Origin of the sequence: Nostoc sp., assembly GCF_036918245.1 — a bacterium.
In the GTDB taxonomy this organism is placed as follows: Bacteria; Cyanobacteriota; Cyanobacteriia; order Cyanobacteriales; family Nostocaceae; genus Nostoc.
In genome coordinates this window covers 61,027-78,893 of record NZ_JBALEF010000027.1, presented here as the reverse complement: position 1 = coordinate 78,893, position 17,867 = coordinate 61,027, and the positions used below count along the sequence as shown (strand labels likewise).

Sequence of the window (17,867 nt, the reverse complement as noted above, 5' to 3'; positions counted from 1 at the left end):
ACCACTATATTTAATTTGCTCTCCAGCGAGAGGCTTAGATCCCCAACTTCCTTCAAGAGGTCGGGGATCTTTTGGTTTGTAGTACCTTCTACCATCTCAATTAACCAGACAAGTTGCTCAAAGCAACTTGTTAAAGGTAAGCAAACTTCCGCCACGCTGTACTAGTTACAGATGCAGTTATCATACTAATTCTCGATGAAGTTGCACATTGTTTTAACCCCTGCCAACCTCCCTTACAGGCGGTAGGGTTCTTTCTATGTGTCTTCATAAAGAATTGGTATCAAAAGAAGTGTAGTTATAATCAAAAATGATTAAGTTTTTTTGACAATACATAAACATATTAATATATTAACTAAAAATAAATTCCGTAATTGCCCCCTTCCTACTGATATTTTAGATTACTTAAAAGTAAAATTTAGTGCAATAAACCCTGAAAGTGCTAGAGAGTTAATAAGTGGTAAAACAGCACCGATATGACTGGTTCAATGTGATATTTTTCCGTCAACGAGAATTACTCGCCCTGTTGCTGGGGATTTTATTCTCAATCTCTGTATTCATACTCTGGCAGAGACTTTTAATCCAAAATCCGGGGTTATTAACACAACTAGAATTGATCGCAGGGTTATTATTTGTTGTCACGCTGACATTAGCAATCTATTTTGCCTTGGCAATGAATGCAAGAAACCAACAAATAACAGCAATCAATCAGGAGTTAACTCACAGGATTTTTGAACAGAAACAGGTAGAAATTGCCCTGATCGCCAGTGAAAATCGTTTGCGACAGCTATTGGAAACTGTCAAAGTCATCCCTTGGGAATTAGACTTGAAAACTTGGCGATTTATTTACGTAGGGCCGCAAGCGGTAGACTTGCTAAATTATCCGATCGCAGAGTGGTACGAGGAAAATTTTTGGGTTAATCATCTGCATCCAGATGACAAGGAAAATTCTGTTCGTATTTGTCAAGAAGCAACTGCTAGGCGCGAGAATCACGAATTGGAATACCGGATGTTAGCTGCTGATGGGCGAGTTATTTGGCTGCGAGACATTGTTAGTGTCGTTGAAGAAGCCGGAACTGTGATCGGGCTGAGGGGGTTTATGTTTGACATTACTGATTTGAAACTGGTTGAAGAAACCTTGAGGCTGAGGGAAAGGGCACTTGCCGCGACCAGTAATGGAATTATTATTGCCGATGCCAAACTCGCCTACAATCCAGTTATTTACGTCAACCCTGCCTTTGAGCAAATAACAGGCTACAGTGCTACTGATGTAATTGGGCAAAACTGTCGATTTTTGCAACGCACAGATACCCAGCAACCAGCACTTAATGAATTGCGGTCATCTATTCAAACTGGAACAAGTTGCAAAGTTCTTCTCCGCAACTATCGCAAAGATGGTACTTTGTTTTGGAATGAATTGAGTATTTCTCCTATTCATGACGACAATGGCAAGTTAAGCCACTTCATTGGCATTCAGAGAGATGTTAGCGATGTCTACAACGAGCTTTGCTTACGCAAGCAAGCCGAAGCCGGTCTGCGTCGGCAAGCTCTCACCTTTGAAAATATGCATGATGGCGTAATTATCACAGATTTAACCGGAAGTATTATTGACTGGAATCCTGCTGCCGAAAGTATGTTTGGCTATACCAAAGCCGAGATTTTGGCTAAACATCCGAGTATTTTGCATCAGCCGGAAGTAGCCGCAACATTAAGCGCCAACATTTTGTCAACAGTCAACCAGCAAAGACGTTGGTCAGGGGAAATACACTTTATTCGCAAAGATGGCAGTGAGAGAATTTGCGAAGCAACCGTAGTCGCTTTACAAGATGAACAAGGGGAAACTGTTGCCACTGTTGGCATCAATCACGACATTACTGAAAATAAACGAGCTAAAGAGGCACTGCAAAGGCAATTACATCGCACCCTACTACTTGAACAAATTACTCAGGAAATTCGTCAAAGTCTTGATACCAGCAAAATTTTTGAGACGGCTGCTACCCAAATTGGACAAACATTTGCAGTCGATCGCTGTCTGATTCACTCTTACATTAGTAACCCCACACCCCGAATTCCCTTAGTAGCAGAGTATAATAGAATCCCCGGTTACTGCTCCATGTTGAAATTGGAAGTTCCCATGACTAACAATCCCCATGCCGAGCAGATGATGACCCAAGAAAGTGCGATCGCTTCTCCAGATGTGTACGTTGAGCCTTCACTCCAAATGGCTGAGGCTATCTGCCGAGAAATTGGGCTGAAATCTATGCTGTCAATCCGCACTTCCTATCAGGGAGAACCCAATGGTGCGATCGGCTTACATCAGTGCAGCTATTTTCGCCAATGGACACAAGACGAAATCGAATTACTAGAAGCTGTGGCGGCTCAACTAGGTATTGCTCTAGCACAAGCTCACTTACTGGAACAAGAAACGCGCCAACGTGAAGAACTTACTTTGAAAAACTTTGCCTTGGAGCAGGCAAAATGTCAAGCAGAAGCCGCAAATCGGGCAAAAAGTGAGTTTTTGGCGATGATGAGCCATGAAATTCGGACTCCAATGAATGCTGTTATTGCCATGACAGGTCTACTGCTGGATACTGACCTCACACCTCAACAGCAAGACTTTGTGGAAATAGTTCACAGTAGTGGAGATACTTTACTCACCATCATCAACGATATTCTAGATTTCTCCAAAATTGAGTCGGGCAAACTGGAATTAGAAGAACAGCCTTTTGATTTGAGAGCTTGTGTGGAGGAAGCTATTTCCTTTTTAGCTCCGAAAGCTGCCCAAAAGGATATCGAACTAGTTTATCTGATCCAGCCCCAAGTTCCCATTCAGATCGTCAGTGATTTGACTCGTCTGCGCCAAGTCTTGATGAATCTTCTCAACAATGCTATCAAGTTTACCGAAACCGGAGAAGTATTACTCTCTGTTGAACTGGGGACTGTTGAGTTGAATAAAAAAACTTCTTCCCAATCCCCGATACCTATTGAAAAAAAGCAACTTCTCTACGAAATTCAATTTGCGATCAAAGATACAGGTATTGGCATCGCACCAGAGAAAATAGAGCGATTATTTCAACCCTTCACTCAGGCTGATGTCTCCATGACTCGACGATATGGTGGCACAGGGCTGGGATTGGCGATTAGTAAGCGGCTCAGTAAGATGATGGGCGGCACTCTTTGGGTAAAAAGCCAGGGGTTTGTTGGTGGCAATCCTAGCCCTAGATGGGATCATGAAAAATTATTATCATCTCCTGACTCTTCACCAGGTTCAACATTTTACTTCACCATTATTACCAAAGTGGCTGCTCAGTCAGAACAAGCTGAATTAAGCACTTCGCCGCTGCTTGCGTCCAAGCGACTATTGATTGTAGATGACAATCTAACCAATCGCCAAATTCTCAGCTTGCAAGCTGAGTCTTGGAAGATGGAAACTTATGCTGCCAAATCTGGAAAAGAAGCTTTAGTTAAACTTGCTCAGGGAACGCAGTTTGATATTGCTATTTTAGATATGCAGATGCCGGAAATGGATGGCATAAACCTAGCTCGTCAAATCCGCAAGCAATCTGGTTGTCAAAATCTGCCTTTGGTGATTATGACCTCTTTAGCGAAAGTAGAAACTTCTTCTGACTTTAATGATGTCCAGTTTGCTGCTTGTTTGAGTAAACCGATCAAACACTCTCAACTCTATGATGTTATTACTCGTGTTTTGGGAAATCAGCCGATTCTAGCCAGTATTTCTCATTTCCACTTGGTAGATCGGCATTTGGGCCATCGACTGCCACTGCAAATTCTTCTGGCAGAGGACACGGTTGTTAATCAGAAAGTTGCTCTACTGATGCTACAGAAAATAGGTTATGGCGCAGATGTCGTCAGCAATGGGCTAGAAGCGATCGAAGCTCTGCAAAAACAGCGATTTGACGTAGTGTTGATGGATGTTCACATGCCCAAAATGGATGGGTTAGAAGCAACTCGGAGAATCTGTCAAGAATGGGGGGTGGGTTTTCGTCCCCATATCATCGCCATAACTGCCAATGCCATGCGGGGCGATCGCCAAGTTTGTCTTGCTGCTGGTATGGATGACTACATTAGCAAACCTATTCAACTGCAAGAGTTAGCTCAGGCACTCACCAAATGTCCACGCCAAAGAAATTCTGAATTAACTTCCATCAAACAACAAGGGGAAGTGATACGCCCAGAATTGCAACCTCCGTCAAATATCTTACAGTCAGGGGAAAACCAGACATTAAAAAGCACCAAAATTGATGCCAAAATCCTCCAATCCTTGCAAAATATGCTCAGAGGAGATCGTGTGGCATTTGCGGAACTAATTGAGTGTTATCTTACAGAGACAGCCAAATTAGTGCAACATATCAGCACAGCGATCGCAACTCAGGATATCCAGACTATATGGAAGACAGCACACAAACTCAAGTCCAGCAGTGCTTCTATTGGAGCGATCGCCCTAGCTCACCTTTGCAAGGTGTTAGAAGTACAGGCACGCAGCAGTAACTTGGAAAACAATCTAGAATTACTTTTACTACTGTATCAGGAATATGAACAAGTTAAAACTGCCTTAGAAAAAGAACTTGCGAAGGAAGCACCATGAAAGCCACTGCTCAAGAAAGCCAATCTTTAGTTTTAATTGTTGATGATGAACCTTTTATTCGCCTGATACTGCGGCATTTCTTAGAGCAGGAAGGCTATCAAATAGCGGAAGCTCAAAATGGCATAGAGGCAATAAATGTTTTTAACCAACTGCACCCTGATATAGTACTGCTTGATGCCATAATGCCGGATATGGATGGATTCGAGTGTTGCACTCAGTTAGAGCTTCTGGATTGTAACAAGCACACTCCAGTTTTAATGATTACAGGACTTGAAGATCAAGAGTCAGTTGACCGTGCATTTGCAGTGGGAGCAATGGATTTTGTTACCAAACCAATTCACTGGCCAGTTTTGCGACAACGGGTAAAACGCTTGATTCAGCAATCTCAGTTGCAGCAAAAACTGGAAGCCGTAAATCTGGAATTGCAGCGATTAGTTACTATCGATGGATTAACTCAAGTAGCTAATCGCCGACGATTTGAAGAGTATTTTTACCAAGAGTGGCAGCGCCTAAAACGCGAGCAACGTCCGCTTTCTCTGATTCTTTGCGATGTTGATTTCTTCAAATTATATAATGATACCTATGGTCATCGGGTAGGCGATCGCTGTCTTCAGACAATTGCTCAAGCTATCAAAGATATGATTAAACGTCCCGGAGATTTAGTTGCCCGTTATGGTGGGGAAGAATTTGCTGTAATTTTACCTAACACAGACACCAAGGGAGCGATTCATGTTGCCGACGAAATTTGTCATACTGTCCGAGCAATAGCAATTCCTCATCAAAATTCCCAAGTTAGTTCTCACGTAACTATTAGTGTTGGGTTTACGACAGAAATTCCTCAGCCAGATTCTGACTTAGAAGAAATGATTGCCGCAGCGGATCAGGCGTTGTATAAAGCAAAGGCAGCAGGACGTGATCGCTTTGTGCAAAATATTCTACTACCCAAAAGTACAAATTCCCGCTAGTACCGCAAGACACAATATCCGACATATTAATACCACACATCCACACATTTACTGCTTGTTTAGATGCAGTCCTTGTCTTCAAACATCAACTGAGTGCAGAAAACTGCATAATTAACGAATATTCGCTTGTTTATCGTCCAAAGATGCAGCTTTATTAGATACTGAAATAATCTATATGAAAGTGCGTATGATGACGATAAAATACAGATTACACAAGTATTTGCAGTTCGGATTGGCAGGTTTGCTAGGCTGCTTAGTCTTCAGTATCTTCACTAGTAAAACCCTGGCACAGCAAAGCAATATCATCCCTGATAACACACTTGGGGCTGAGTCCTCTCAAGTTATAGACAACTTTCAGGGACTACCGATAGAAGTAATTACAGGTGGTGCAACTCGCCAAATCAATCTTTTTCACAGCTTTCAAGAATTTAATATCAGCGAGGGACGTGGGGCTTATTTCTTCAGTCCTAGCGCAGATATTCAGAATATTTTGGCACGGGTGACAGGTAGTAACTCTTCAGAAATATTCGGTCAGCTAGCTACTTTTCAGATTATTAACGGGGATTAAGGGGAGCCAGTGCGTTGGGCGGCTCTGCCGACTTGAAGCACCTGGCGTGTGGGGTGTAATGACTAGGGGAATCATAACTAATTATGCGGACATGATATGAGGCGTAGCAAGACGAAAGATAAAAGTAAAAAGCAAAAAGATAATCCCTATAAATAAATTTAGGGGATTTAATTTTAATAAGGATGCTTTGTTTCTTGCACTGCATGTCTTGAAACAAACCTTTTTCAAGATTTCATAAATAAATTTAGTTGCTCTCAAACCATTTTTTCTTTTTCTTTCTTTTAACTTTTGCCTTGTTTGGTAAGACTAAATTCATACTCTTAATCAGCAACGCCTAAAAATCTACCCCTCGTTTAAGTTCTACACCTTGATTAGCATAGTGTTTGTGGCAATAAACCTCTGAATGGACACTAGCCAAATCGAAGTACGCGGGTGGATTTTGGCAGCGACCAGTAATAATAATTTCGGTGTCGCGAGGTTTGCGGAGTAAAGCTTGGACAATGGGTTCAACGGGGAGTAGTTCTAAGTCTACGGTAGGATTGAGTTCATCAAGAATAATAGTTTTATACAATCCAGAGGCGATCGCAACTTTTGCAATTTCCCAACCTCGTTCGGCTTCTACATAATCTAATTCTTGCCGGGAATTTCGCCAGACGATCGCATCTCCACCGCAACGCTGATGATCCACCACTTCTGGATATGACTGCTGCAAAGCGGCGATCGCTGCGTCTTCTGTGTAGCCGCTACCACCTTTAAGCCACTGCATAATCAATACACGAGTAGACCCTGGATGATTAATTCCCCTACCAATGGCCTGTAAGGCTTTGCCCAAAGCACTAGTAGACTTGCCTTTACCAGCACCAGTATAAATTTCAATCCCTTCAAGAAAGAGGGCTTTGGCTGTTGGGTGGTGATGAGGTTTCATTTCTGAATGCAAATCTGCAATATCGAGCAACTTTTGGGGTGCGGCGCGTCCGGTAGCAATGATTTCTAACTCTTGGGGTTTGGATTTTAATGTCCGCACCACTTCATCCACTGGTAGCAAACCTAAATCCAGAACTGGGTTAATTTCATCCAAGACGACAACTGAATATAAACCACTAGCGATCGCACCTTTGGCTACATCCCAACCCCGCATTGCTTCATCTCGGTCAAAGGTGGTAATTTCGTCTGGTCCAAAAAATTCGGCTCTCCCGGTGCGAACCTGGTCAATTAAATGGGGAAATCCGCGTTGTAAAGCTGTGATCGCGCCATCTTCGTCATAATCACGTTCTGGCCCTTTTAAAAACCGCAGCAGTAAAACACGATTAGAATTGCTAGGCGTATTTATTCCCAAGCCAATGGAGCGCAAAACCACCCCCAAAGCCGCTTGAGATTTACCTTTACCCAGACCATCGTAGACGTGAATTTGACCAACAAGCCGTTCTTGACGCACTTGCGCCGTCCGAATCCCAATACCGTTCCTTGTCATCTCTCGAAAAGCTATAACTATGGCAGTCTTTAATCTTACCTAACCTCTTGTACTCTCAGATAGAGAAACTGCCCTCTAAAGCGTCTCTACAAGGGTCAGTTCGATCTATTAACAATATCAATAGAGGAATACTGGCACACCCGCATAGTAAAGGACAAGAACAATGGGATAATTTCCCCCATCACCCTTACTATCCCAGTTATACTCACTACAGTTAACCCTTACCCTTAACCATTTATGCCTGACAATTGGATGCTTCCCAGGATTTTTCCCATTGGTGGATTTCTATTTGACTTTTTATTTGTACTGATTGCCATCCCCATCGAAGCTTATGTTTTGCATTCTCGACTAAAATTTGACAAAAAAACCAGTACTTTTTATGCAATTTCTATTAATCTGTTTTCGAGTGTAATTGGTTGGTTAATATTTTTTGTATCAGAACCAATATTGCCAAGACAGGTTAAATCAGAATTAATTAACTATATGCTTTTTAATAACTTTAAATCGGCAAATACACAGACTTTAATTATTTTAACTGCTTGTATAATTTTTTTTGTTACGTTTTTGATGAAATTTTTCATTTTAAGGGTTTTGTTATTCTCATTAAATGAATCATTTGCGAAAAAAGAAGAGGATACGAAAACATCTCAGCGGCTACAACGGCGTCGTTTTACCACCCTTAATTTCCAAAATACTAATTTAGTTACTACTATACTAATAGCAAATTCTCTGAGTTATAGTGCAATAACCATTATTTTATTATTTCGTTCAAAATAGCAAGAAATTACTTGTTTAATTTAGAGGGTAATTATTGATTAATCAGGTGTACGGAGGAATATGAATACGCTACTAAAAGATGTCTTTGGGGTTTTTAAATTTGCTGAAGGACTTTATGCAGGAATTAGAAAAATATTAATTCCACCCAAAGCTTATTCTTGGCAGACATTTATTTATTTAAGTATTTTTTCTTGGGTACTTTCATATTGTGCCACAGGTTATATCAAAGATATAATTGCCTTTTTCGGTTGGTTATTTTTAATTGCTGGTACAGCTTGGTATACAACTGAAGATCCTTTGAGGGTTCCTGGGACTTTTATGCCAGTCGGGGCAGTAATAACTGGATTCTTAGTGAGTGTTTTTGCATTTGGAGATCAACGAGATGTAATTACACCCAGAACAATCGTTTTTTGGCCGACAATTTCAGCACTAATTACAGCAATACCAGAGTTTATTGAAGGAAATGACACTGATGCAAAAGCTCGAATTCCTAAGCCAGAAGACCGCCAAAGAATCATAATTTTAGTTGCTAGTAGTATGCTACTAAGTTGTTGGATTCAGTTTCACTTTGTGATGGATAATTGGTTACGGCAATATCCCAGTTTGCAGGCAGACACTTTTAAACATAGTACCTTTGTTCCCAGAACAGAAGAACAAGTAAAAATTCCTCAAAACGGTGTTGTAATTCTAGAAAAACTTCAACCAATGGTAGTAGAACAAATAGCCCAAAGACCTTGGTCAGAAGTAGAGAAATGGTTGCTAGATGCGAAACAACGGGTAGGAAATCTGGGTAGGGGAGTAATTCAAAAAAACCTGAGTAAATATGAAGAGAAGGAACTATGGCGCGTTGAACCGCGTGTAGCTAATACTAAGTCTGGATATATATTAGATTTATTAAGTATTTGGATAGGCCCGAGTTCTAACCCACGAGGCTATTACTTAAAAAAATCTTGTCGCATTGAACCAGTTGCAGCAGCCAATAATTCAGAGAATAAGATTACAGTTGCAGAAATTGAATGCGATCGCGCCAGTAAATTAATTTCTGGATCACCGCCTCCGCAGCAGTGAGGAGTGGGGCAGGGGGGACAAGGGGACAAGGATAAAATTATTGAATAAGTCTCTCCCTTGCTGTCTCCTCCCAATGCCCAATACCCAATGCCCAATACCCAATGCCCAATACCCAAAGACAAATGACTATTAACAGAATTTTTGTATTGGCAAAGAATGTGTTTCAGGAAGTGGTACGCGATCGCATCCTATATATTATTGGTTTTTATGCGCTAGTACTTGCCACTGCTTTCCGCGTCCTTCCTGAATTTGCAGCTACCGCTGAAGATAAAATGTTTTTAGACTTTGGAATGGCGGCGATGAATGCCATCGGGTTAATTATTACGATATTTATTGGTACAGGACTAATTAATAAAGAAATTGAAAAACGTACTATTTTAGTATTAATTGCTAAACCTGTTAGTCGCAGTGAAATTATCATCGGCAAATACTTGGGTTTATCCGCAGTTCTAGCTGTGCTTGTCGCCACGATGACAGCAATTTATCTGGTATTTCTGCAATTTGGTAATATTCCTCATCCGACAGCAAGCATTCTAATTGCTGCAATTTTCTTATTTTTGCAGTTGTCATTAATTACTGCCGTGGCCATTACCTTCGGTGTTTTTACTGCTTCTCTGCTAGCGACTGTTCTAACCTTTGCAGTATATTTAATCGGAAATATTACTCAAGATTTAGTACAACTTGGTCGTCTTAGCCGTAACCCTGGTATGGAACGTCTAACTCAAGCTTTGTTTCTTTTCTTGCCAGATTTATCTCGATTAGATTTGAAAAATGATGCTGTTTATGGTCTGCAAGCACTACCTGACACCACTGCACTGATTATGAATGCTGGCTATGGTTTACTTTATAGTGCCATGTTGTTAGCGATCGCTATTTTTATCTTTTCACAACGCGAATTTTAGGCATTGGGCATGGGGAAGAGGACAAGGGGAAAGACTTGTTGTAAGTTCTAACTTTTGTCACTGCTTGGGCACTTACTTCCATTCGCTCCACCCATAACAATCCCTCTTGTGACAATACCCTTTTTACTTTTCTTAAGCCAGGAATCTGCCGATATACTAAACTCACTACGATCGCCATCATCATCGGCAGGGTTAATATTCTGTCTCGGAATTTTTTCTTTTGTACATCTTCATACAATCTCAAGGGTTTAAAGCTCACAGGAGATCGCAATGAAAATATTTCTTTCTCTATTTCCTGAATCGGCGGCGCTGGTATATGCTTTTGCTGGCGCAGATCGGGGTTTGCTTTGCGTGCTGGACGTTTTGGACTCACGATGTATCACTAAGAACATCAATCAAGATGTTCTGAGGTTACATCTTATGCTGACTTTTTACTTACAGCTATTTTCAGGTAAATAGACCACGCGGTAGGGGCGCAAGGCCTTGCGCTCCTACAACAGATGTGGTTCAAATACATGAAAACTGCTGTAAGTTGACACCAATGGGCAGTGCCATGCCCCTACAGGTGTACCTCACTAGACCAGGAAACGCTATATGAAAACTTTAATTCTGGGTATAAAAACCAGTTTTAAAAGAAGAATTGTATTGAGTAGAGTGTAGCGAGATACAATTCTTCTTACTTTAATCTCATGCTTTTAAAGGTGGGTTACTCCTGCCTTCTGACTCCTGTCTCCTGCCCCCTGCCCCCTGCCTTCTGTTATAAAGACTCTAACTGATGGTAATCTAAGATTGTAGAACCAAATCCAATAAAAACTTTTGTTTTTGACAGTTTTCTTTTTTGGACAATAGTAATATAAGTCGTGAACAAAGTCTTTGACAATTAAGACTTGGTTATGATTTAGGTAAGTTCTAGAGAACTTAGTTAGTTTTTTAACAGGAGAAGTAGGGTGCTTAACAACCTTCATCAGTTATTATCTCCCCGGAAGTGGGGAATTCCCCTCGCGGGCTTAGGCTTACTTCTCGGTTTGGGCTTTATAGCCAAGCAGACTCAAGTAACATCATTTACAGATTCTCGATTCTCATCGGCTCAGATTCACAAAACCTCCGAAAACTCTCTTTTGTCGCAGCTTAGAAAAGTTCGAGAGCAAAGAAGTCAACTTAATGCGGCTTCTGGAGGCGGAAACACAGCACCTATAATCACAGCGCTGGTTCCAGGTACTCAGGAAACTACAAAAAGCGCAAGAGTTTTACCAAAAGCAAATTTTCCTGTAAAAGATGGGATTTACCTCTATGGTCAATCCCCAAAACCAAACCAGCTTGGTCAAGGTTATATCATATTTCAAAAGCAGCAGGACAAGGTAAGGGGTGCGTTGTATATGCCCCAATCAGAGTTGAATTGTTTTCAGGGTACAATCAACCCATCAGGAGAGTTGGCGATGACGGTTAATAGTTCGTCAAATGAAGCCAGTTCTGAACAATCGAATCAGGTAGCGACAAGCAATAGACTGCCCAAAGTTGCTGAGGATGAGTCAAATCCTTATGCTTACTCGCTGGCTCTGCAAGACTTTTATCGGTTAAATTCGATCGCAGCTAGCGATCGCCGCACGTTACAAATGTGTAAGTAATCTCCAATATCTTGATTATGTCCTTTTGGACTAGACACACTCAAGCAGCTTTTTAGAATGAAATCTCCCTGAGTGTGTTATTAAGCAATCTTCAGTAGTTTTCTAGGGCTTTCCGCCACCCGTTAAAATCGCTGACCTGTAGTAACTTCAAATCTAAGTTCTCCTTGGTCGCTAATTCCTAAGTCACCTCGAATCAGCCCAAAGGATGACTTGACGCGCAATCCTAAGCCGTAACCAAAACCACTTCCAGGTTTATTTCGTAGCACTCCTGGTTCTCCTAGCACGGTTTCGCTAGACCCGAAATCTGAGGCGAAGTCAGTAAAAAGGACTCCTCCGACTGAGTAAAAAATTGGGAAACGATATTCCACAGAAGCTAAACCATAACTCCGACCACTGGCGACTTTCCCATAACCGTAACCCCTGACAGAATCTAGTCCACCAATATTAAAAGCGTTAGCTGGTGGAAAGTTTCCAAGAGTCGTACCAATTTGTAAATTAATCGCTAACATTTCTGGATTGTCAGTTGGTCTACCATTACCAATCCAACTGAGTGGTAAATACTGAATATAATCTCCCTGTAGGCGGTTGCTAGAAATATTACCCAGTCCAATCGGAATTGCTTGTTCTGTGCTGAGAGTGAGAATTGATCCTTGAGTCGGATTTTCTCGGCGATCGCGTTGATCTCTGGATACAGAAAATAATACTGTAAATAAGTCATCAATGCCAGTACCGCTGACAGATAGAGGATTCCCTAATCCATCGACCTGTGCAACGTTATATTCGCGATCGCGTAGGCTAATTCTGGTATAGTTCAAACTTATAGCCGTATCCCACTCATCAAAAGATCGTAAAACTCCTACAGAACCGCCAAATCTTCCCTCGCGTACTTTGTCACCGCTAGACAATCTGATATCTTCGTTGAAGGTTCCCGATATATTACGATTACGAAAAGCTCTGATGCTGTAGCCTAAGCGGTTTGGTTCTTCAGGACGATAACGACTAGTGAACTGACCATTAAATTGGACATCTTTACCGCTGATTTGCACAGTTGTATCTAATTTATCGTTAAGACCGCTGATATTTGCATCTTTATAACCCACCCGACCGAATAATCCAACATCTTCGTTACTACCGCCTCCTAATATTAGAGAAGGGAAGTTACGCTCTTTAATTTCATAGATCAGATTAACGCTGTTGGCATCTTCTTGTCGATAAACATTGACTTCATTAAATGACTCTAATCTCCGCAATCGTTGCAAGTCTGCTTCTAGTAAATCTTCACGGAATACCTGACCAGGTTTGAGTTTCAGTAGACCAATGATAAACTCTTTTTGAGTACGTCCTTTGATCGGCTGACCTTTGTCATCGAGCAATTGATCTTTGTTATTAACAAAACGAATCTGGATATCTTTGACAATTCTCTGAGAAAACTCGACAGACTGGCTATCTAGTGGAGTTAATCCAATATAATCACTATATTTTGCATACTCTCCCTCTATCTGTAATGTAGGTTTTGTTGTCACAATACTAGTGCTATCTTCAGTAGAAGATTGCGAGTCTGCAACGGCCTCTAGATTTTCTCCAGCTATTAAGATGACTGCGATCGCAACTACAGCTATTTGAATATACATAAATAAAGCTTTGTCATTACCCACATTTTGGCAACAGTTAAATATTTGACAAGTAATCAAGCGGACATGATATCAAAGCTTTCTTTCTTCAGTAACTAATGTCAAACTAACCCATTCACCTTTCTCGTTGTAGCTGCGAATCATCCGTCGACGCAGGTTTGGTTGGATTAACCAACCCGCTTCTATAAAAAATGGTTGGCGTAACTGCACCTTGAGAGGTGATGTTGCAGAAGCGCCATCTGATAAAAATAATACTTGCACCTGCTTTTCTGGGTCTTGGTCAAAGAGAACAATGGAGTCTTTAATGGTAGCAGTTGAGGTAATTGTGCGTTCCGCAAAAGAAGTACTTTGAATTAATCGCCCAGCATCATCAAGTTGTAATTTTAAGGTTGTAGAGTAAGTATCAGGTGAGCGCAAATCTGGATATATTGTTACTGCTTGACCTTGCCATTCTCCCAACAAATCATTTATCTGCAAGGGTGGACGTTCTGCTGCTGGGGTTCCAGCTAGATGTTCTCGAATTAAGATTAATTCCTTTAGCTGACCAGTATTATCAAACAGTTGTACCAGACGCAAGCGGCGATTTTCATGAACAAAAGCGAGTTCTCCACCAAATTCGGAAAATGGCCCTAGCTGAATTAAACCTTCAGAAAATGAACCATTTTCAAAAAATAGCAGACCCCCTCCCACAGAATTAAATTCTCTGATTATATCTTGTCCCGAACGGCTCAGAGTTAGGCGTACTTTCTGGCTATTGTTCAAATGTTCTAGGGAAAGACAACTAGGAGTATCATTCAAAAGTGTTCCTTGGGGAGAAAAATTCGTAAATGAACCTTCCCAAACACCGAGATTCTGCAAAAAACATTCCCATTGTGATTTCATAGTGATTTTGTCATTTGTCATTTGTCATTTGTCATTGGTCATTGGTTATTGGTCATTGGTCATTTGTCATTTGATTAGCCCTGTTAAGTTGATATTTAGGTTTAATTTCATATTCGTTCAAGCAAAACTTCAGTTATTCTTTTAAAATTTTGAAAATTTCGAGTTCAGAGGTCGAAGTTCTGAGTTCAGAGGTCGAAGTTCTGAGTTCAGAGGTCGAAGTTCTGAGTTCAGAAGTCGAAGTTCTGAGTTCAGAGGTCAAAGTTCTGAGTTCAGAAGTCGAAGTTCCGAGTTCAGAAGTCGAAGTTCCGAGTTCAGAAGTCGAAGTTCCGAGTTCAGAAGTCGAAGTTCCGAGTTCAGAAGTCGAAGTTCCGAGTTCAGAAGTTGAAGTTCCGAGTTCAGAGGTCAAAGTTCCGAGTTCAGAAGTTGAAATTCCGAGTTCAGAGGACAAATGACCAATGACAAAGGACTAATGACCAATGACTATCCTTTAGCAAAACGTCGGACAGCAAATAAGCTCCCCATTAATCCTACACCTGCACCGAAACTCAAAAGGATCAGGGGCAATAATAAAATTTCTGCTGGAGTGAGTTGCACTCTGTTGGTGATGACTTGGATAAACTCAGGTTGATTGACTAGCAACTTACCGAGAAACTGTTGAATCACAGAAATGAAACTCCAAGCGATCGCACCACCAACCAAACCAAAGGCAATTCCTTGTAAAATAAACGGGAGGTAAATCCAAACAGAAGTCGCTCCCACTAGTTGCATAATTTCAATTTCCTGGCGACGCGCCATAACAATCAGCCTAATTGTGGTAGTAGTCACTGCGATCGCTGTTAAAGTCAGAATAATCGTAATTGTTAAAGTAATCCAGTTCAGTCCTCGGTGCAACTGGGCAATGCGTTTGACTGCTTCATCGACATACTGCACCGTCTCAACTCCTCGTAATTTAGCCAACTGCGTTGCTAAGGTTGGTACAACTTGAGAATTACGTGCTTTCACCTTCATCTCATCAACCAGAGGATTCTCACCTAGCTGCTGGGTAGCACCCTCAATATCAGAAATTCTCATTTCCTTAACTAACCTAGTCCAAGCTTCTTCTTTGGTAATGGTTTTTATCGCCGCCACCTCTGGCATTTTTGCGATTAGTGGCTCAATACTTTCGATTTGCGTATCTGGTTCGAGATAAACTGATACTTCTAGCTGGCTACCAAACTGATAAAGGAGTTTTTCAACTTGCCAAGAGGTTTGCAAACTCAAGCCGAATAAAAACAGTAACACCGTCACAGTACTGACAGCAGCCCAATTCATCCAACCTCCCCGCAATAAACCGAGGAAAGTTTCTTTCAGCAGATAGTCAAGTTTCGTGAAAGATTTAAACACACATCACCTCAAAATTTGAACTTAACGCCAAAGCAGTAAGTTCAGCTTTTGCGTCTTTGCGTCAATAACACCACTATTTATAGTCAATGGTGCAAAGTTTGCCAATACATCAGCTTTTATCTATTGCTACTTCTTTCCTCTGTCCTCCTGCTGTCTCGACCATTTACCTGATCTTCATGCCATTTGCCACAGATATACTCACTATTGCTTTTAACAGTTATTGATATTAATTGGCTAGCTATTCTGGTTTCTCAGCAATTTTACTGTTCTTTAAACTTGACCTCAAAAAGTGGGAAAATAGTTTGGTATTTATACGATGTTTTTCTCTGAATATCGTAGTAATTTGATAGAAGAAACAGATTGATAGAAGGAAAATTGAACCATGAACTTCTTAAATAAAGCCAACTTTTACAATAGCTTATTAAACCAGATCCGCTATCAGCTTGAGTCCGTAGAAATACATAATTTTAATCTAGCCAGACTATTGTGCAAAATAATTCCTTCCAATTGCCCTTTTGAAACAACTGTTAAACTTTTTGGTCTAACTCTGCTTCAAATTCCACCTTTATGTAAATTGAACCCTCTTTATGAACAGATAGTTGGTCTTCGTTTTAAGTGTTTATTATATTTAGTCAATGAATGTGGTGAGGATGCGAGAAAATATTGTTAAACATAGGTTTCCATCAATAAAAAGTCGATTGGAAAAATCTTTTTACTAATAAAAGTTGTATAGAAATCCTAGTTGCAATCAGATGTAAATCAGAAATAGGCTGGTGAACGACTGACAATCGATTTCACATTCGGTGAGGCTCAGAAGCTTTAAAAGTACTGTTTAATGACGCCAGCCTCGATAAAATTATCACTCCAAGTATGGTGCAACGTGACTTCACAATAATTATTTTGGAGATTGGTATTACGTCTAAGGGGATATTTAAAAAGTATTATTGCTAACAATACAACCTCCCAGACTAACCCCCTAGCAAACCTTTCTGACAATAAAATAAGGGTTTCACAGCCTCTCACTCTTGCCATCAGCCTGCCGTTAGGCAAGCAAACAGAGGAATGCCAGCTGGGTTTTTGGTATACTCCAGAACTTTTTAAACATCCTCTAACTGAGATTGATAGAATGAAAATAGTAGGAATTTGCACCATCTAGCCATCGAGACTCATGCCCTCTGAAATTGCTGTCGAGAAAAAAAAGTTAAAAAATCCACCTTTGGAGCTTCATTATTTAGGCGATCGCGTGCTGCGTCAAGCTGCAAAACGGATTTCTAAGGTTGATGACGAACTTCGCCAAATAGTGCGCGAAATGCTGCAAACTATGTACAGCAAAGATGGCATTGGTTTGGCTGCGCCCCAAGTGGGAATTCACAAACAATTAGTTGTCATCGACCTGGAACCAGAGAACGCAGCTAACCAGCCTTTGGTGTTGATTAACCCCACCATTAAACGAGTCAGCCGCGACATCTCTGTTGCCCAAGAAGGATGCTTGAGCATTCCCAACGTATATCTAGACGTAAAGCGCCCCGAAGTCGTAGAAATTGCCTATAAAGACGAATACGGTCGTCCCCGGACATTAAAAGCTAATGACCTCCTGGGACGCTGCATTCAGCACGAGATGGATCACCTTAACGGCGTGGTATTTGTAGACCGTGTAGAAAACTCCTTGACTTTAGCCCAGGAGCTATCTAAGAATGGCTTCTCGTATCAAGCGGTGAAACCAATAGCATAGGGGGGCAGTAGTGTATTTAACTCCAAAAAGCAGTTTATTTCTGGGTGGTTCTTGTGTAAGTGCGATCGCCGCCGTCGGTTCGATTTTTGAACTCGGTTACGGACAACCAGATTTTGGTGTCACAGCCACGGCAATTATCCTGGTATTGAGCATTCCACTCACAGGATTATTTTTCTTTGCCGCAGTGAAGGACGCAAGGGCTAACATTAAATAAGCATCAGGTACATAAAAAAGGTAAAAGGATGAAGGAAAAAGGCAAA

At 41.1% G+C, this 17,867-nt stretch carries 15 protein-coding genes and 1 pseudogene; 11 read left to right on the top strand and 5 right to left on the bottom strand.

Features of this window, described 5'->3' with window-relative positions; all coding sequences use genetic code 11:
• Positions 1-454 precede the first annotated feature (454 nt).
• From V7L12_RS06125 to V7L12_RS06115, 3 genes are all read left to right on the top strand, one after another.
• A complete protein-coding gene (locus V7L12_RS06125; protein WP_335083013.1) occupies positions 455-4,603 on the top strand; it encodes a PAS domain S-box protein in 4,149 nt (1,382 codons plus the stop codon).
• The gene (locus V7L12_RS06120) at positions 4,600-5,568 is read left to right on the top strand and encodes a PleD family two-component system response regulator (protein ID WP_335083011.1); all 969 of its coding nucleotides are present in this window, start codon (positions 4,600-4,602) and stop codon (positions 5,566-5,568) included. Before V7L12_RS06125 ends, V7L12_RS06120 begins: the two co-directional genes overlap by 4 nt.
• A gap of 187 nt (positions 5,569-5,755) precedes the next feature.
• Positions 5,756-6,136 carry a two-partner secretion domain-containing protein gene (locus tag V7L12_RS06115; RefSeq protein ID WP_335083009.1) on the top strand — a complete coding sequence of 127 codons (381 nt, stop codon included), beginning with the start codon at positions 5,756-5,758 and terminating at the stop codon, positions 6,134-6,136.
• A 334-nt stretch (positions 6,137-6,470) separates the two neighbouring features.
• Here the strand turns inward: V7L12_RS06115 and V7L12_RS06110 are convergent, their stop codons facing one another.
• Positions 6,471-7,607: a cob(I)yrinic acid a,c-diamide adenosyltransferase gene (locus tag V7L12_RS06110; protein WP_335083008.1), complete on the bottom strand. Its 1,137-nt coding sequence runs from the start codon at positions 7,605-7,607 to the stop codon at positions 6,471-6,473.
• 237 nt (positions 7,608-7,844) lie between these two features.
• On the opposite strand from V7L12_RS06110, the gene fraC reads away from it, so the two are divergent.
• The 3 genes from fraC to V7L12_RS06095 all read left to right on the top strand — a co-directional run bounded on the left by fraC (position 7,845) and on the right by V7L12_RS06095 (position 10,354).
• Positions 7,845-8,384, top strand: a complete 540-nt coding sequence (gene fraC, locus V7L12_RS06105; RefSeq protein ID WP_335083007.1) for a filament integrity protein FraC — start codon at positions 7,845-7,847, stop codon at positions 8,382-8,384.
• A gap of 60 nt (positions 8,385-8,444) precedes the next feature.
• Positions 8,445-9,452 (top strand): septal junction protein FraD, encoded by a 1,008-nt coding sequence (fraD, locus tag V7L12_RS06100; protein ID WP_335083005.1) that lies wholly within the window; start codon positions 8,445-8,447, stop codon positions 9,450-9,452.
• Positions 9,453-9,574: 122 nt separating this feature from the next.
• Positions 9,575-10,354 (top strand): ABC transporter permease, encoded by a 780-nt coding sequence (locus V7L12_RS06095; protein WP_335083003.1) that lies wholly within the window; start codon positions 9,575-9,577, stop codon positions 10,352-10,354.
• Between the two features lie 52 nt (positions 10,355-10,406).
• On the opposite strand, the pseudogene V7L12_RS06090 reads toward V7L12_RS06095, so the two are convergent.
• Positions 10,407-10,727, bottom strand: a pseudogene (locus tag V7L12_RS06090) (IS4 family transposase); the annotation flags it as partial.
• A gap of 574 nt (positions 10,728-11,301) precedes the next feature.
• On the opposite strand from V7L12_RS06090, the gene V7L12_RS06085 reads away from it, so the two are divergent.
• Positions 11,302-11,979 carry a hypothetical protein gene (locus tag V7L12_RS06085; RefSeq protein WP_335083001.1) on the top strand — a complete coding sequence of 226 codons (678 nt, stop codon included), beginning with the start codon at positions 11,302-11,304 and terminating at the stop codon, positions 11,977-11,979.
• A gap of 122 nt (positions 11,980-12,101) precedes the next feature.
• Here V7L12_RS06085 and V7L12_RS06080 read toward each other — a convergent pair whose 3' ends face one another.
• Both V7L12_RS06080 and V7L12_RS06075 read right to left on the bottom strand, forming a co-directional pair.
• Positions 12,102-13,610 carry a BamA/TamA family outer membrane protein gene (locus tag V7L12_RS06080; RefSeq protein ID WP_335082999.1) on the bottom strand — a complete coding sequence of 503 codons (1,509 nt, stop codon included), beginning with the start codon at positions 13,608-13,610 and terminating at the stop codon, positions 12,102-12,104.
• A 72-nt stretch (positions 13,611-13,682) separates the two neighbouring features.
• Positions 13,683-14,492 carry a DUF3598 family protein gene (locus tag V7L12_RS06075; RefSeq protein WP_335083114.1) on the bottom strand — a complete coding sequence of 270 codons (810 nt, stop codon included), beginning with the start codon at positions 14,490-14,492 and terminating at the stop codon, positions 13,683-13,685.
• A 149-nt stretch (positions 14,493-14,641) separates the two neighbouring features.
• Here V7L12_RS06075 and V7L12_RS06070 point away from each other — a divergent pair, with 149 nt between their 5' ends.
• Positions 14,642-14,944: a hypothetical protein gene (locus V7L12_RS06070; protein ID WP_335082997.1), complete on the top strand. Its 303-nt coding sequence runs from the start codon at positions 14,642-14,644 to the stop codon at positions 14,942-14,944.
• 28 nt (positions 14,945-14,972) lie between these two features.
• Here V7L12_RS06070 and V7L12_RS06065 read toward each other — a convergent pair whose 3' ends face one another.
• Entirely contained in the window at positions 14,973-15,875 is a 903-nt protein-coding gene (locus V7L12_RS06065) for a cell division protein FtsX (protein WP_335082995.1), read from the bottom strand.
• A gap of 382 nt (positions 15,876-16,257) precedes the next feature.
• On the opposite strand from V7L12_RS06065, the gene V7L12_RS06060 reads away from it, so the two are divergent.
• The 3 genes from V7L12_RS06060 to V7L12_RS06050 all read left to right on the top strand — a co-directional run bounded on the left by V7L12_RS06060 (position 16,258) and on the right by V7L12_RS06050 (position 17,821).
• Positions 16,258-16,545 (top strand): Mo-dependent nitrogenase C-terminal domain-containing protein, encoded by a 288-nt coding sequence (locus V7L12_RS06060; RefSeq protein ID WP_335082993.1) that lies wholly within the window; start codon positions 16,258-16,260, stop codon positions 16,543-16,545.
• A 498-nt stretch (positions 16,546-17,043) separates the two neighbouring features.
• A complete protein-coding gene (gene def, locus V7L12_RS06055; RefSeq protein ID WP_335082991.1) occupies positions 17,044-17,607 on the top strand; it encodes a peptide deformylase in 564 nt (187 codons plus the stop codon).
• A gap of 10 nt (positions 17,608-17,617) precedes the next feature.
• Complete coding sequence (locus V7L12_RS06050) at positions 17,618-17,821, top strand: hypothetical protein (protein ID WP_104908675.1); 204 nt, start codon at positions 17,618-17,620, stop codon at positions 17,819-17,821.
• The last annotated feature ends 46 nt before the right edge of the window (positions 17,822-17,867 follow it).

Coding starts and splice junctions, on each gene's coding strand:
- V7L12_RS06120 (WP_335083011.1), top strand. CDS start 4,600: ATGAAAGCCACTGCTCAAGAAAGCCAATCTTTAGTTTTAATTGTTGAT.
- V7L12_RS06115 (WP_335083009.1), top strand. CDS start 5,756: ATGATGACGATAAAATACAGATTACACAAGTATTTGCAGTTCGGATTG.
- V7L12_RS06110 (WP_335083008.1), bottom strand. CDS start 7,607: ATGACAAGGAACGGTATTGGGATTCGGACGGCGCAAGTGCGTCAAGAA.
- fraC (WP_335083007.1), top strand. CDS start 7,845: ATGCCTGACAATTGGATGCTTCCCAGGATTTTTCCCATTGGTGGATTT.
- fraD (WP_335083005.1), top strand. CDS start 8,445: ATGAATACGCTACTAAAAGATGTCTTTGGGGTTTTTAAATTTGCTGAA.
- V7L12_RS06095 (WP_335083003.1), top strand. CDS start 9,575: ATGACTATTAACAGAATTTTTGTATTGGCAAAGAATGTGTTTCAGGAA.
- V7L12_RS06080 (WP_335082999.1), bottom strand. CDS start 13,610: ATGTATATTCAAATAGCTGTAGTTGCGATCGCAGTCATCTTAATAGCT.
- V7L12_RS06075 (WP_335083114.1), bottom strand. CDS start 14,492: ATGAAATCACAATGGGAATGTTTTTTGCAGAATCTCGGTGTTTGGGAA.
- V7L12_RS06060 (WP_335082993.1), top strand. CDS start 16,258: ATGAACTTCTTAAATAAAGCCAACTTTTACAATAGCTTATTAAACCAG.
- def (WP_335082991.1), top strand. CDS start 17,044: ATGCCCTCTGAAATTGCTGTCGAGAAAAAAAAGTTAAAAAATCCACCT.